We start from the raw sequence: 14,791 nt of genomic DNA on the forward strand, positions 1-14,791 counted from the left end.
CCATATCACTTACTACCGTTTTTGTTTTTAGTTCCCGCTAATCCGCGATGAACCATAAAAGAGCCGTTTATCTGTTTCTGACTCACTAGGTCGAACCTCTTTTTTAGCCCAACTTTCTGCTCTTAAACCTTATCGACTGTATCCGCCCCATGAACCCACGGGACGATATTGTTAATACGTGAGCGCCGCAATCACACTGTTAGCGCTAAGGAACCTTTGAAACCGTCATCAAAGCTCACTCATAATAAGCTATTATTTACAGTAGATTTCGGTTAATTTTCCAAAGGCCATTATGAAAAACAAACTGAGTTTAGCAATTCAAGCAGACTGCAACTGGATTGATTCAAACATTATTGAAATTGCTTATGTCGGTTCCATTCTAGTTGTGATTCTAACGCTCATCATCAATCTTATTTAGGCTTCCATTTCCTAAATATTAGTTTCCTTTACTCATTACCGAGCTTTTCTAAAAGCCTCAGAGTTAAATCAATCACCTCATGGATTTGGAGTTTTACGCCTTCAAATAGCTGCATGAGCGGATCTATTTTTGAGGTTGCAGCTTCAACAATGACTGATTTACCTCAACGATAAACTGATAACCTCTCATTCAATGAATCCTATCTTTTTAACCATTGCCTTGTTCGTTTGTAGGGGCCCGTCCTCTATACACGACTATTGGTTACGCTTGAATGAGGATACTATTGAATTAGAATGCCCCTCAAACATATATCGCCTTGTTGATTGAGAAACAAACAGAATGAAACAAACAAATCATATCGAACAATGCCAGCAAGAAATTTTGAGCTTTTCTGACCGATTACATCAATCTGGTTGTGCGCCTTACTCGGTAGCTCAATACACTCAAGCTTATGCAAAACGCCAGAACATTGAAGTCTCTATTGATGTGACCCCGACAAAAGTCATCACTATTTTTGAGCAACCCACGCAAAAAGTCGTGATGGAAAACAAAAAACCACCCTCGGTTAACTTACGTGATTTAGTCGCAACGCTTAAAGGGTTTTCGACTCATTCCCATTACGAAGGTTCAGAAACCTACTCGAATCGTACCTTGTGCTTTGCCAATTTATTGCTTCCGCCATGTTATTTAATGTTAGTTGGCAGTACTTATCTGGCGGTCGGTTTATCCATTATTCTGGGCGCTATAGCCTGGCTAGCACAAATTTTCCTGACTGGGCCAAGAAGCATTCTTGTCGAGTTCTTTGTCGCCTTAGTAGCCAGTTTTTTATCCGGTATGATAGCGGCACAGGTTCCCGGCTTACCAACATTGGCACTGTGCATTTCTTCCATTGTCCTTTTTATTCCTGGGTTAACCGTCACCAACGGCTTAGCCAGTCTTGCTCTCAATGACTTTCGGTCAGGTATCGAACTGCTTGCACAAAGCGCACTCATAGTAATGAAAATATTCATCGGCATTGTTATGGGGTTAGGCTTAGCCAACATAATCAATCAACCATTATCGGTACCGGTATTTATTGATGAAATCCCATTCGTTCTTCATGTCACCGCACTTATCGGGATTTCTGTCGCTATTGGCCTTATTTTCAACGCAAGTATGACAGAAATTCTCTTAGGCCTTCCTGTCGCGGCAATTGGCATGTGGGGGCCACATTGGTTTACTTCCGATTGGGTTGTAGGTACATGGGTAAGCACAATACTCATTACGCTTTACGGGTTGGGGATGGGAAAATTGCGTCACGTTCCACCACTCATATACATTATTCAAGGGATCATCATTCTTGTCCCCGGTAGTCGAATCATTGTCGGAGCAAGTGAGTCCTTCTTTGCGACCTCCATTTTACCCATTCCGAATATTGGTCTGTCCGCCTTGCTGATGTTTGGCGCGATTATGGCGGGACAAATCATGGTTTATTCTATATTTAGTCGTCATTTTGATTCCATCATTGAGGACTAACCATCGAGCTAACAATCGCTGATCAACACGCCCCAATAACCCACGATTGAGTCTTTATCTGCTTTTTGACGTTAACCGATTCTGAGAAGGTACTGATGAACAGAGTCTCGAAAATCGATAAGACTATTTTGTTTCAGATGGCGAGGGGAATGAGCAATATGGATTTGGAAAAACCGAATAGAATCGAAAGTAGCCAATAATTCAATAAGATAAGGATGCTTAGGATGAGTCAATGCAAAGTAGGCAGAGGTAAGCTAGGTATAGGCAAGCGCTAGGTTGATAGGCTTGCCATCTACTCCATTTCCGTTCTAACTACGCCACCAGTGCGTTCAGTTTTTTACGCATACTCTCTTTATCAAGGCCACCTTTAGGTCCAATGAAGACTAACCGTGACGAACGAGATTCATCATCTTCCCATGCATCTCCAACCGTCACATTGGCTCGCTGGCCCGTGCACTGAAATACACAGCGATGATCAGGACGATCGGTTAAATTTAAAATACCTTTCATGCGATAAGCATCAATTGAAAACTGTTGCAGTAGAGGATACAAACTTTGTAGATTAAGCGGTTGATCAGTTTCAAAGCTGAATGTTTCGAAATCATGGTTCACGTGATGACAGTGCTCATCATGACAATCATGGTGCTGGCATTCCCTTTGATCAGCCGCTATTTTGTTAGTGACAAAGCGCGTACTTTCAGGGGCATCAAATAAGATAGGTAAATCCACTTCGCCGAATGAAATATCAATCAATTTAGCAAACGGAGCTTGTACTCGGCACCATGCTTTGACTTGCTCTAGTTTATCAGCATCGACTAGGTCAACTTTATTAACCAGAACAATGTCAGCCACTTGAATTTGCTGCTTCGACAACGTCTCCATTGGGCCTTCTAGCCCTAAAATGTTTTCCGCATCGATCGTCGTCACGATTGCATTTAAAGGTGCGTGTGCTTGCAGTTCCGGATCTTCAAATTGAAGTGCCACTTCTTTGGGTTCTGCGATACCTGAAGTTTCAACAATAATATGGTCTGGGCGTTCCTCTAATGCGAGTAAACGCATTACCGAAACGACTAGTCCTTCTGCAAGGTTACAACAGATACAGCCATTCTCTAGGCTGATCATATTTTCACTTTCAGATTTAACTAACTCCGCATCAACATTGATTGATCCAAAATCATTGACGATCACAGCCATGCGCATTCCATTTGCATTGGTTAATATATGGTTTAGTAGGGTCGTTTTCCCTGCTCCTAAAAATCCGGCTAAAATTGTTACTGGAATAGGCTTCTTGCTCATAGCATGCTCTCTTTCGATTTTCGTTGTCTATATTTACTCGGTAAGCAATAAAAAAGGTTGAGCTAATGCCCAACCTTTTAAGTCAGGATAACTTAGCCAGTAACTTTGTTGCGAACCGCTTCACCTGGGTTTGAATCTAACAACATTTCACCAGCTTCAATGATAGGTGTCCCGTTTACAAGTACGTATTTCATGCCTGTAGAAAGGGCATTTGGTTTATCAAATGTTGCAACGGCTTTTACTTCATCAAGTTTGAAAATAGCTAAATCAGCATCTTTACCTACTTGAATACGACCTTTATTTGCCATTTGTGGCACAGCATCCTCAAGAATACGACATGCGTTTAAGCTAGTTCTTTCCATCGCTTCTACTAGTGTTACCGCTTTGTATTCCTCGACATATTTTTCAATAAAACGAGAGAAACAAGCAAGTGAGCGAGGGTGAGCTATTGCGTTGCTTGGAAGTGGCCATACATCACCTTCAATTAATACGCCTTTATCATCCATCCAAGGCATTGCATCTGAAGCGATAGCTGCACCTGGGAACAATACTGAACGGTCCATTTTAGCGCGATCTTCTTTGTTCTCATCGGGTTTTAAGAAGTGCATGACAACCACGGTACCGGGCGCTGATGCTTGTAGTTCAGTGACTTTTTCTTGGTTTAGTGCTTTACCATTCGCTTCCATGTAGCTAGCGCTTGGTACACCCCAACGTTGTAACCAATCGTCACCACGGAAAACTTCTGCGCCAATAACGGAAGAGCCAGCACCATAAGGATAAGCTTCAGTAGTAACGGCTAAACCTTGATCAATGGCGGATTGAACTAAATCGGCACAATCTTCGATATCTTGTACTGACGTGCTGTTGAGGTGACAAATGTGCATGTGTGCACCCGTTGTCGCCGACAGGCTAATGAGTTCTTGGTATGCTTCAAAGCTTGATTTTGGCTCTGCGCTGTTTAGGTAACGAACGTGAGTGTAAGTTGGTACTTCATAGCGTTTTGCTAGTTTAGCAAGATCATAGTACTCTTTGTGGCCATAACCTGGTGCGTAACCCGCGTTAATACCAATGCCTAAGCCCCCCTCTTTAAGACCTTGCTCAACCGAGCCCAGAATTTGTTTTAATTCATCTGGGGTTGCTAGGGTATTTTGCCAATTGTTTTTAGAAAAAGCTTTCTGGAACCAAACAATCGTACCATCAGGAGCAGGCATCGTAGGTTCTTTTGCTTGAATACGAGCGTAAGTCCATGCTACAGAAGCGCCGTAATTAATCGGGCGACCTTCAGCAGCAGTAATATCGTAGTACGTTCCGATTGGGAATAGACCAGATTCCATCTCAAGAGCGGTGGTTACGCCATCGAATGCTTGAGCACGGGCAGCAGGAAGTTGTTGTCCGTGAGCGTGCATATCGATAAAGCCAGGTGCAACCACGAGACCTTCAGCATCGATGATTGTTTTGCCTTGCAGCTTTTTGTCTGAGATTGCAGCAATACGCTTACCTTTAATACCGACGTGACGAATTGCGTCGAGTCCAGTTTCAGGATCAACAACACGGCCATTTTCGATAACGATATCAAATGGCCCTTTCTCGTTAGGCATCAGTTTGATGTTTTGGCCAACCAGTTTTTCAGGGGCTGCATGTAAAACAGAGGCAAAAGGCAGTGCCGCAGCCCCAACCGCTAACTTAGTCAAAGTCGAACGTTTATCTGTATCGACACCATCAAGTAATACTTGCGTAGCGTCCAATTCATTTGGGTCGTAATTTTTCATATTGATACCTGTTATGTTTGTTGTAAAAGAATATTAGTTCATGATTGCTATGAAAACTATGCTGCATGTAGAAAAATCAATCGATTGACTAACACCCACCTTTCCATCATTAGAATCCACTGCCAACCGTTATATAAAACGCGCTGTCAACGTCACTAAAAGCGAGGTCTACCCCCATGTGTAACCCATATCGGCAAGCTATCTGATAGCGAAATCCAGCACCATACGCATCGACACTTTCATCGTCTGACAGACTGCCCTCTACTGTCGCTTTATCCAGGCCATAAAACGCAGAAACGGTCCAACGATTATCAATCGCATTATCGTATTCCGCGACAACACCCAGCCCAGAGGTCACCGAGCTTTCGCCCATAAAATATTGAATAACGCCATTGATAGCGTTATTCACATCTTCATTACTGGTCTCAAACTCTACCGAGCTCTGGCCAATAATCTGTTTAACACCCAGCATCAATGGTGTGTTTGCCACTCGAAACTGGAGCTGCTGAAGCGCAGCGACTCCCGAGGTTTTTGTGCCGAATTGAATCGTTTTGTTGTACGACGCACCTATACTGAACTCTTTGAAAATATCGAGGTTCGCCTTTCCAGCGCCAACGCCACCCGTATATCGAATGGTATCTTTTAGCCACGACGGTATCACCGTTAATGTCGGTATCAGAACCTGCGCCATATTCAAAGTCCCCACCATGAATAAAGACATACACGGGTAATGACTCTGAACCATTGATCTCCGAAGGACGCCAAATATTAAGATTCAAGCAATCTTCAGATTGCTCTTGCTGGGTTATTTTAAGCTGTGGGCACACGGCGCCAAATTGTGTCGCATCTATAGCGCTATCAGCATTGTGTTCTAATTGACGGAGTGACTGTGCTGAAAACGTTGTTGATCGGCGTAAGTGATTCCTTTAAACGCTTCAATGGATACGCGTTGCTCGTCACCTGCTAAGGTATTGATCACAACAGACTCTCTATTTGCGAAAAGAGTCGCGTCCCCGATGGATACTGAAACCTGCTCTGTTGGTAAAGTCTGAAGCGGTTCTGGCTTAATAGGACGTGAGCTGGTTTCATCACTACCCCACGCAGAAAGAGCAACAGTGATAGCGATAACCATGAGTGAGCGATGCGTTAAATTCATGGTTGTACCCATAAATGTGTTCGGCCATCTGACCTGATATTGGTATCATCAAACCTGAGAATCCCTATGCTCAGCCATGCTCATTTCTGGAGTATTTGAAGTATTTTTTCTTTATGGTGCGATATTAATTCACTCTTTAAATTTGAATAAATCGCTTATGCAGGACGTGATCCTACATATATTCACTACCGTGAGTGGATGTCGCTTTTTATTTATCACAAAGACTTCTTGTTGTACCTTCTTTGGCTGACTATCTAGGGTTGATAAAATTTCAACGGGTTCTTGAAACAGCTCTATAGGGGGTTGCTGTGACTCTCCTTCTGAAGCTTCAAACTCATCAAAGAACCCAAACATGTTATTAGAGTCCGATGGCATAGTTAGCACCAAACGTAAGTTTCGAGGCCAAAGCCAATATTGTTGAGGTCTGTTTTGACTTGACCCGAAGAGGTCCAAGGTAGAAGTGCGTCGATATCAGGCTCTGCTTTCGCGAGCTCTTTCATGCACTTGACCATGTAGTCTTAGAGGATAAGACCGTTGGCTTTTGCAGTCTCGACGATACTGTAAAGCATCGCGCTCGCCTCAGCACCGTTTGGTGTGTTGGAGAATAGCCAATTTTTCCTGCCAATAACCAGCGGTTTAATTGCGCGTTCAGCGCGATTATTATCAATAGATAAGTGACCATCGTCGATATAACGAATGAGTTTAGGCCATTGCCCGAGCGTGTACTTTATTGCTTTGCCTAGTGGGCTAGAGCCTATCACCTTCTGGGTTGTCATCCATTGGTAAAGCTCATCCAGTATCGGCTTGGCATACGCTTAACGCTCTGCTTTGCGTTCTTCGGCAGGCGCACCTTTTAAGCGTGATTCTATCCCGTAGAGCTTTTGGGGTTTAGCCAGCACTTTATCAGCCTTGCCCGATTTACCTTCCCCTTGAAGCTTCTTCGCGTCCATGAACTTGCGTTAAGCACCCCACATTAGTGACGTGATGCAGACCATGATAAGCCGTGTAGCCATCGGTTTGTAGATAACCGTTGTAGTCACCTAAAAAGTCCACGGGGCACACCCTCGCGCGACTGTTTTGATAGTCGTACAAGGCGATTTTTTCACATTCGGCAGTGCCGCTTCGGGCGAGTCAGCGCCTGAGCAGTAAAGCCACATATAACACTGCTTCTCTTCTTTGAGCACATTGAGCGGCGTTTCATCCGCCTGAACCACCACTTGTTGAAGTAGGTTCTCCTTCAAGGCCACATACAGCGGGGCGAACTTCTCACTGACTTGGATAACCCACCTTGCCATGGTGGCGCGTGATAGCTCGATACCCGACTGGGTAAACAGCGATCATCAATCAATGCATTGGGTGCTAACTCTTGTCCTCCACCCGCTAAGCGACCATTACAAAAAGCACCAACAAGGATCTCGCCGGTAAAGCTGCCTTTGTCTATGGGCAACGTGCCACTGTAGGGCTTAAAGCCAAGTGCTTTCACCACACCTGTTAGTGTATACGCACCGCCACCGAGAAAATCTTTAAGCTCGACTGGCGTTTCAGCTGTGACTTCAGCACCAAAACCCGCCGCAGCGACATTCATAAAATAGCGGTCATTCGCACGCGCGCTATCCACCGCAAACGCCTTGCCTTCCAGCGCTAGTTCAAAAGCACCCGAAATATCGTTAGGTATTCCCGTTGCGGTAGCAAAATCATTCACAGTGCCCATTGGGATAAGCGCCAGTTGTGGTCTTTCACTGGCACGGAACTGGTTGAGCGCGTTAACGGCTTCATTCACCGTTCCATCGCCACCGACAACAATCAGACGCTTAACACCATCGCATATTGCCTCGCTTACCAAACGAAACATGTCCGACGATTCCCAAGTCACTCTAACTTGCAGGTCAATATCATTGTCCCTCGCCGCAAAGATGGCTTGCCTTAATTCCGGGGTATTGGCTTTCTTTCCGTTTAAAATCACGCGAATGCTGTCCATGGCTATGTCCTTGTATAGGCTAACTTGATAACTCTTTTGCTGCCGCTTTGATCTTAGCTCGTAACCACTTATGGCTTGGTTCATTAGTACGGCTTGGATGCCAAATCATACACATATCGAGGTCTTCCAACTCGAAGGGCAATGGCAGTGTTTTTACCGCGTACTTTTCAGCAAAACAATGCACTGATGAAATAGGCATTACTCCGATGTACTCAGAGCCTTCGATAACAGGAAGCATCTCTACAACGCCCGCTGCGCGATACACGATTCTACGTTTCTCAAGGTCACTATAGTGCTCAGAGCTTAATAAGCTTTTGCGCGCATGCCACCTAGAGACCACCACATGCTCGAGTGCTAAGAACTGTTCCATATCGATGGTATCGCCAACCGTAGGATGATCACTACTACACACCACGACCAGCTCTTCTGTAGAAATCACCTCGTGCTTAAGCATGGTTCTTCCTTTAGGCGTCATATCAACAATCACGTCGTGTCTTTGCAGCCTTAAATCAGACTCATAGTCTTCGGTAAACAGAGGATGAACCTCTAACGCGATACCTGGTGCGACTTGGCTGATTAACCGCATGACTTTTGGCATCATTTCGTAGCTCGCCGCCGAGACGCAGGCAATGGAAAACACGCGGCCTGAGGTTTTAGGATCGAAGTCTCTTGATGCGGATAAGGTAGAAGTAAAGTTTTTAAGTGCAGCGGCCATTGCAGGATAGATATCAATAGCGAATGTGGTTGGCTCTACGCCTGATGTGGTGCGATGAAACAGTGGCTCATCATAGATATCTCTCAACCTTGCAAGTGCTTTACTCACTGCTGGTTGGCTTATATCCATGCGATTAGCAGCTCTAGATAAGTTCTGCTCTTCATAGATAGCAACAAATATAGGAATTAGATTTAGTTCGGTACTTTTCATACAGTTCCATATTAAAGAAGCAGGTTCCCCATAGTAGAGAACCTGCCGATTATGTTCGATGCGAATGACTAAAGTTTGCTACTTAGTTCTATCTTTTAAGTCTGGCAAGGCTTTAGGGATTTTCAAGCGAGCAGCAATTGAACGAGAATTGCTTGAGTTTGATGTGTCACTGGGCAAGTTACGTAACCCTTTCCATAAACGAGTGAATACGTTTTTATCTTCACATCCTTGTTGAAGGGCTTCGCTATCTTCTAGCCAACGCTTTTGTCCATTTGATTTACCATGTTGCGCTTTATCCAGTTGCACTTTATTCAGTTCTAACTGAGAGGTTTGGTTTCGCAATTGACGGTAGATAAAGGTTCTTAATGCAGCCCAATTACCTTGCTTAACTAAACGACGTAGTACCAGCCAACTCGGTGTTGGGCGGTTTGCGTAGTAACGCTTAACCGAAACAATCAACGCAATGCAGACTAACAACACCAAACCAACACTAATAAACACCGACATGTAGGCTTTGATGAAAGATTGGACTGTGTGTTTGGCTTCAAACACTTCGCCTTTTATCACCACGTTTTCAAGGCGTTGATTTTTGCTGTCCCACCACTGAAATGAAAACTCTGGCAGCGTAAACTCACCACCCTGCTGAATCACATATACAGTCTGTTCAACTCGGCTTGAGCGATAATCACCACGTTCTTGAGTGTCATCCAAACGGTTGGGCTGTGGGTAAGCTTGGAACTGCTTAGTGGACTTATTGGTTAGCACATCTGGCAGCAACACAGAAAAGCTGTCTTTTGCCTTAATCGTGATAGTTCGAGTAATAGCATCGCCAACTTTTAGCTCTTCACTTGAGCGTTGCCATTGCTGCTCTATATCTACTTCTGTCGCAGAAAACCAAGGCGTTTCATTATCGAGTAAACCTGAAGGCAACGAAGCTTCAAACTTAATCGGCTGCGTGTAAAGCGTACCGCCCACGTTTGAACCATCAGGAGCAGAAACTTGGATACGAACCGGTACGGTTGGAATAACAAACTCACCGGAAGTCATCGGATAAAGCGTCACTTCCCAACGCTGACGTGACCATGTAGTACCACCGACTCTTTCTGTGTAGTTCGTCGCGAGTTGGTTACGCTGCTTAGCGATAACGTTAGGGATTTCGATACTGCCGATTCGAGTGCCGCCCGTTAACCAGCGCGGTGTCGCCACCTCAATGTTCAGAATGACCTGCTCATTTACGCTGACTTTGCCCGGCGTTATTTTGTCGCCTGACTTGGGTTTCTCGCCAATCCAAGCGATAAGCTCAACGTCACCACTTTTTTGCAGATCGAAGATATCGGCAGCAGAAGCAACAGCAGGAAAAAACCAACTCAACATAAGAGTCATCGACAACAACCATGTGCGGGCTGTGAATCGCGCTCGCTTTGATTGAATCGCTTCAAGAGCTAAATCATATCGACTCATTGCGTTTGCTCCTGTTTTGACGCTTGTTCGATGGAAGGCGCAGGATCTCTTAACTGAATTTGGAATTTGGATTTCAAGAAGAACTTAGGATCGGCTTCTACTCGCTTTAACCACTTGTCGGCAAGCTCTTGGCTGCCCAAAATCTCATTCGCGTTAAGTGTTTCCTTAAGCATCAATTCCGCTACCGTTTCTTCTTCAGCGCCATCACCCGTTCGCGGCTGATCGTCTTCGAGTTCTAAAGATTCTTCAGGGCCATCTGTGGTTCCAGACTGGCTTTCACTGGTTCGGTTTACCTCTTCGACAATTCCACTAAGCACAGCAAGATTGTTCTCCACATCCGTTCTTAGTTCTGGTGACAGATCCTCTTTCTCACTTAATGATTTCAAGAGGTCTCGTGCGGCAAGGTATTCACGCTGCCTAGCTAACGCACTCGCTGCATTGTACAAACCAAGGTCAGTTTTGGTTTGCAAAAACGCACTGTGAGCGAGCTTAAAATCACGAGCATAGTAATAAGCCGCGCCCTTTCGCATTGGGTCAGTAAAATGTTTGGCAGCTTGAAGATATTCTTTCTGATTCAACAGGCGTTGACCTTGTTGGTCGGGCGTTAACCATAAGTCCCACCACCATTGAGCTGTTTTGTCCCAAGTAGTAACCGACTCCACCACAACTGGTTTCTCAGCGGTTAAGTTGACTGTTTTCGCCAAAGTGTCTGGTGAATACATGCTGCTTGTGATCATCAAACCAACGACACACCACTGCACCAACCACCCTTTTCTGAACCATAGCAACATAATGAAAGCCATTGGAATAAGCAGTCCATAGCCCATGTCTTTCCAAGGCATTGAAGATTCGCCGTTGAGCTGCATGTTTCTTTCAACCGCTCTGTTCAGTTGTTGGATATCCGAATCATCAACGGTCACTTCAATCACTCGTCCACCCGTCTTACTCGCTAAGTTACGCAGTGAATCTAGGTCGACAGGGTTATCGCTCACCACATCGCTATTTCCGGCAGCCAAAATCAGCAGCTGATATGGGTTTTCGTTAAAGAAAGTTTCAAAAGCTCGTGTGGTACTTGGATTCACACCATCTGATACCAACAACACTGACGAACCTAACTCACCAGACAATTGCTGATTGATGAGCGGCAACGCTTCCTCTGCTGACTTACCTGAAACAGGCATGATATCGGGTGTGATAGCCGCTAGAAACGGTTCAAACACCTTGCTGTCTTGCGTGACGGGCATCGCCACGTGTGCGCTGCCTGCATAAACCACTAAGCCCGTATTACCGCCTTTGCGAGCTGCCAATAAGTCTCTAATTTTCTGCTTAGATCGTTCCAAGCGACTTGGAGGCAAATCTTTAGCAAGCATAGATTCACTATTATCAAGCACAACCAACATCGACGCTTTGTCTTCACCAAAAGGCGAAGCCTCACGCTGCCATGTTGGGCCAGAACAGATAATGATGGCGATAGTCACAATCACCACCAATAGCTTCAACGGCAGTTGCTTGCGCCAGCCTGTTTCGCCAATCGTCAATGCATCACGTAAATGTGTAGGTAAAATGTCTTTCCACGTTGGTTTGGTCTCTTCTCTCCAACGAACCCATAACAGGAAGAACATCGGAATAAAGGCCAACAACCACAAAGGTCGGATAAAATGAAACTGGGTAAAGAACTGTTGTATCGTGAGAGAATCAGGCATCACTCTCTCCTTTCAAATTCTTAGCCGAAGAAGCGAGCAGCGATCTTCGGCGTATCGTTGCTAAGCTGAATGCGGTCAAATACATCACTACAACAATCGCCATTAAGTAATGGTGCAGTCCCTGTTTAGGACGATAAGTGGTACTTTCATATAACTGTGGTTCTAGCTCACCAATCTGAGCGTAGGCTTTGGTCAGTTCGTCGCGGTTAAGCGCCTCAAAGGCTTCGCCACCAGACTCTTGAGCCACTCGTTTGATGGTTTCCATATCCAGAGCAACCTCTCCAACGGTTTGTGGGTCACCCATGGCGATCACGTGAATACGAACGCCTTTCGCCTTCGCCACTTTGGCGGCATCAATCGGTTCAACAAAGCTTCCCGTATCATTACCGTCGGTTAGTAAGATCACGACCTTCTCTTTTTCGTTGGCATCAACACTTGAATCTTGAACGGCAGCACTCTGCTTTTCGCTTTGTTCAAACACCTTAATCGCCAAGCCAATTGCATCACCCAAGTGCGTGCTTTGCCCTGCCATAGCGACATCGGTTTGATTAAGCAGTTCAAGCCATACATCTTGATCCGCGGTAAATGGTGTTTGTACAAACGCTGCATCACCAAAAAGAATCAAACCGAGTCGATCCCCTTTTCGGGTAGTCGCAAAATCAGCCAGCACTTCTTTGGTCGCGTCCAAACGAGATATTTTATCGCCCCGCTTAGAGGTAAAGTCTTGTTCTGCCATTGAGCCAGATAAATCGACCACTACCATCACATCACGACCTAATTGTTCGCGAACTTGCGGCTCACTAAGAATGGTTGGTTTAGCGAGCGCGCACACCACTAATGCCCAAGTAATAATGAGCGTGGTTCGTTGCCACCAGCTTGGTGTTAGCTGGCTTGCCCCTTCAGACGGCGCTTCACCAATAGCTTCAACCAATTCACTGAAAAATGGCACCTTGATGGCCATTTGCTTAGTTCGATAAGCTGGCACTACAAAGTAGACCAACAAAGGCAGAGGTAACGCGATAAACCACAGCGGATACGCAAATTCAAAGCTGGAAGATAAAACATCAAACATTGTCTTGCCCCTCAACCGTTACCTGTACATTCGGCTTGTGAAGCTTTAGCCACATCATCGCGGTTTGAATTACCTCTAAACGCTGTTCAAAGCTCAAACGCACATTAGTATCAATTAGGCTTTGCATCCATAATTCCGAAATTTCATCGGCAAAGAACGCATTGCTGTTTTCACTCGTGTTGGCGCTAACAGGCAGATAAGCGTTCAAACGGTTCACGTAAGCTTGGCCAAACAACTTGGCATTACTGCTGTCTAGGTAACGAAGCACCACTTTGAGGACTTTAAAGGTTCGTTCGGTTGAGTTCTTGTCTCTTGCATCCAGTACCATGAGTTCTTGAAGCGCTTCTTTGCGATAACGGTTATTCCACCACCTTAACGCCAAGCGATAAGCCAGATAGATAGCGACCAATAACAGAATAACGCCAAGGATCTTCCAGCCGATCGTTTGAGGAGCCCAGCTCACACTGTCAGGAATCGCTACATCGTGCAGTTCGCGGAGGATATAGGTACTTGGGGGAGTATGTTCAACAGCCATTTAGCGCCCTCCCACTAGTTTCTGCAGCTGTGATATGTGATTGCCCGACGTGTCTAATTCTATATAAGGGAGGTTTTTCATCGCCATCAATTTAGCAAGGGACAGTTTCTGAAGTGCCGCTTTTTGGGCAAGGCTTTCACTTGCGAGGTTAACCTTAGATTGGCTATCCAGATTAAGTTGAAAGCGACCATCACCCATCACCCAGTTTGCGCTTGCAAGATCTTGAGGCAATGACTGTTCTAATGAATCGGTGACCATAATGGCCAAGATATCGTTGTGTTGCTGTAACTGCTTTAGTCGATCGAGATGTTGTTCTCGGCAGTCTCGCCAGTCACTAATGAATATCAAGGTTGATTGCTTGAGTCTCATTCGTTTGATCAGTTCAATCCACTGGCTAAAACCAACATTATCGCCATCACTTACATTGACGCCTAAGCTTTGATTGGCTTTGGTAAGATGTTTTAGCTGAGCCAACAAATCAGATTGAGAACGTTGAGCTTTGGTATGAAACAGTTTTTGGTGCGAGGCCAAAACGAAGCCGACACGATCACCATCTTTCAGCACTCGCCATCCACACAATGCCGCCACTTCGGCAGCCACAACAGATTTCATGGTGTTTTGAGACGCAAAGAACATCGAACTGCGCTGATCGACACAGATCATCACATTACGGTCTTTCTCTTCGGTATAGCTACGAACATGAGGCTTACCCGTTCGCATCGTAACTTTCCAATCGAGATTACGGATATCATCACCCAATTGGTAATGACGTAATTCTTCGAAGTTCAAACCACGACCACGGAACAAAGAGTTATGTCTGCCCGAAAGTACGCTGCCCGCTTTTAAATGAGGTAACAGTGAAAACGACTCAGCTTGAGCCTGAATTCGCACTAACCTTGAATAATCACAATACAGTCGTGGATCAAGGCCTTGCGATTTGGGAGCTTGTGTTGGCTTCGCCAT

General features: G+C 45.2%; 12 protein-coding genes and 2 pseudogenes. 1 reads left to right on the forward strand and 13 read right to left on the reverse strand.

Annotated features, from left to right (window positions below):
* Positions 1-757: 757 nt before the first annotated feature.
* Positions 758-1,933 carry a threonine/serine exporter family protein gene (locus tag AB6E78_RS06130; RefSeq protein WP_372134254.1) on the forward strand — a complete coding sequence of 392 codons (1,176 nt, stop codon included), beginning with the start codon at positions 758-760 and terminating at the stop codon, positions 1,931-1,933.
* A gap of 312 nt (positions 1,934-2,245) precedes the next feature.
* Here AB6E78_RS06130 and AB6E78_RS06135 read toward each other — a convergent pair whose 3' ends face one another.
* The 13 genes and pseudogenes from AB6E78_RS06135 to AB6E78_RS06195 all read right to left on the reverse strand — a co-directional run bounded on the left by AB6E78_RS06135 (position 2,246) and on the right by AB6E78_RS06195 (position 14,791).
* A complete protein-coding gene (locus tag AB6E78_RS06135) occupies positions 2,246-3,229 on the reverse strand; it encodes a GTP-binding protein (protein WP_032548688.1) in 984 nt (327 codons plus the stop codon).
* Positions 3,230-3,321: 92 nt separating this feature from the next.
* The gene (locus AB6E78_RS06140) at positions 3,322-4,998 is read right to left on the reverse strand and encodes an amidohydrolase family protein (RefSeq protein WP_102319826.1); all 1,677 of its coding nucleotides are present in this window, start codon (positions 4,996-4,998) and stop codon (positions 3,322-3,324) included.
* Positions 4,999-5,107: 109 nt separating this feature from the next.
* Positions 5,108-5,743 carry a hypothetical protein gene (locus AB6E78_RS06145; protein ID WP_136982111.1) on the reverse strand — a complete coding sequence of 212 codons (636 nt, stop codon included), beginning with the start codon at positions 5,741-5,743 and terminating at the stop codon, positions 5,108-5,110.
* A pseudogene (locus tag AB6E78_RS06150) lies at positions 5,703-5,825 on the reverse strand (carboxylesterase family protein); the annotation flags it as partial. The gene AB6E78_RS06145 and the pseudogene AB6E78_RS06150, both read right to left, overlap by 41 nt.
* Before the next feature lie 44 nt (positions 5,826-5,869).
* Positions 5,870-6,154, reverse strand: a complete 285-nt coding sequence (locus AB6E78_RS06155) for a hypothetical protein (RefSeq protein ID WP_017062010.1) — start codon at positions 6,152-6,154, stop codon at positions 5,870-5,872.
* A 377-nt stretch (positions 6,155-6,531) separates the two neighbouring features.
* A pseudogene (tnpC, locus tag AB6E78_RS06160) lies at positions 6,532-7,491 on the reverse strand (IS66 family transposase); the annotation flags it as partial.
* Entirely contained in the window at positions 7,392-8,132 is a 741-nt protein-coding gene (gene yegS, locus AB6E78_RS06165) for a lipid kinase YegS (protein ID WP_372153745.1), read from the reverse strand. The gene yegS and the pseudogene tnpC, both read right to left, overlap by 100 nt.
* Before the next feature lie 19 nt (positions 8,133-8,151).
* Complete coding sequence (locus AB6E78_RS06170) at positions 8,152-9,057, reverse strand: LysR family transcriptional regulator (RefSeq protein ID WP_017059228.1); 906 nt, start codon at positions 9,055-9,057, stop codon at positions 8,152-8,154.
* A gap of 78 nt (positions 9,058-9,135) precedes the next feature.
* Entirely contained in the window at positions 9,136-10,518 is a 1,383-nt protein-coding gene (locus tag AB6E78_RS06175) for a BatD family protein (protein WP_171733652.1), read from the reverse strand.
* Positions 10,515-12,221 (reverse strand): VWA domain-containing protein, encoded by a 1,707-nt coding sequence (locus AB6E78_RS06180; RefSeq protein WP_372112944.1) that lies wholly within the window; start codon positions 12,219-12,221, stop codon positions 10,515-10,517. Before AB6E78_RS06180 ends, AB6E78_RS06175 begins: the two co-directional genes overlap by 4 nt.
* Positions 12,214-13,293: a VWA domain-containing protein gene (locus AB6E78_RS06185; RefSeq protein WP_372133028.1), complete on the reverse strand. Its 1,080-nt coding sequence runs from the start codon at positions 13,291-13,293 to the stop codon at positions 12,214-12,216. Before AB6E78_RS06185 ends, AB6E78_RS06180 begins: the two co-directional genes overlap by 8 nt.
* The gene (locus AB6E78_RS06190; protein ID WP_372116542.1) at positions 13,286-13,828 is read right to left on the reverse strand and encodes a DUF4381 domain-containing protein; all 543 of its coding nucleotides are present in this window, start codon (positions 13,826-13,828) and stop codon (positions 13,286-13,288) included. The genes AB6E78_RS06185 and AB6E78_RS06190 overlap by 8 nt, the downstream gene beginning before the upstream one ends.
* Positions 13,829-14,791: a DUF58 domain-containing protein gene (locus AB6E78_RS06195; protein WP_372133031.1), complete on the reverse strand. Its 963-nt coding sequence runs from the start codon at positions 14,789-14,791 to the stop codon at positions 13,829-13,831.

The organism is Vibrio sp. 10N.247.310.98 (assembly GCF_041467395.1).
Classification (GTDB): Bacteria; Pseudomonadota; Gammaproteobacteria; order Enterobacterales; family Vibrionaceae; genus Vibrio; species Vibrio crassostreae_C.

Coding starts and splice junctions, on each gene's coding strand:
- AB6E78_RS06135 (WP_032548688.1), bottom strand. CDS start 3,229: ATGAGCAAGAAGCCTATTCCAGTAACAATTTTAGCCGGATTTTTAGGA.
- AB6E78_RS06175 (WP_171733652.1), bottom strand. CDS start 10,518: ATGAGTCGATATGATTTAGCTCTTGAAGCGATTCAATCAAAGCGAGCG.
- AB6E78_RS06190 (WP_372116542.1), bottom strand. CDS start 13,828: ATGGCTGTTGAACATACTCCCCCAAGTACCTATATCCTCCGCGAACTG.
- AB6E78_RS06130 (WP_372134254.1), top strand. CDS start 758: ATGAAACAAACAAATCATATCGAACAATGCCAGCAAGAAATTTTGAGC.
- AB6E78_RS06145 (WP_136982111.1), bottom strand. CDS start 5,743: ATGGTTCAGAGTCATTACCCGTGTATGTCTTTATTCATGGTGGGGACT.
- AB6E78_RS06170 (WP_017059228.1), bottom strand. CDS start 9,057: ATGAAAAGTACCGAACTAAATCTAATTCCTATATTTGTTGCTATCTAT.
- AB6E78_RS06155 (WP_017062010.1), bottom strand. CDS start 6,154: ATGAATTTAACGCATCGCTCACTCATGGTTATCGCTATCACTGTTGCT.
- AB6E78_RS06140 (WP_102319826.1), bottom strand. CDS start 4,998: ATGAAAAATTACGACCCAAATGAATTGGACGCTACGCAAGTATTACTT.
- AB6E78_RS06180 (WP_372112944.1), bottom strand. CDS start 12,221: ATGCCTGATTCTCTCACGATACAACAGTTCTTTACCCAGTTTCATTTT.
- AB6E78_RS06185 (WP_372133028.1), bottom strand. CDS start 13,293: ATGTTTGATGTTTTATCTTCCAGCTTTGAATTTGCGTATCCGCTGTGG.
- yegS (WP_372153745.1), bottom strand. CDS start 8,132: ATGGACAGCATTCGCGTGATTTTAAACGGAAAGAAAGCCAATACCCCG.
- AB6E78_RS06195 (WP_372133031.1), bottom strand. CDS start 14,791: ATGGCGAAGCCAACACAAGCTCCCAAATCGCAAGGCCTTGATCCACGA.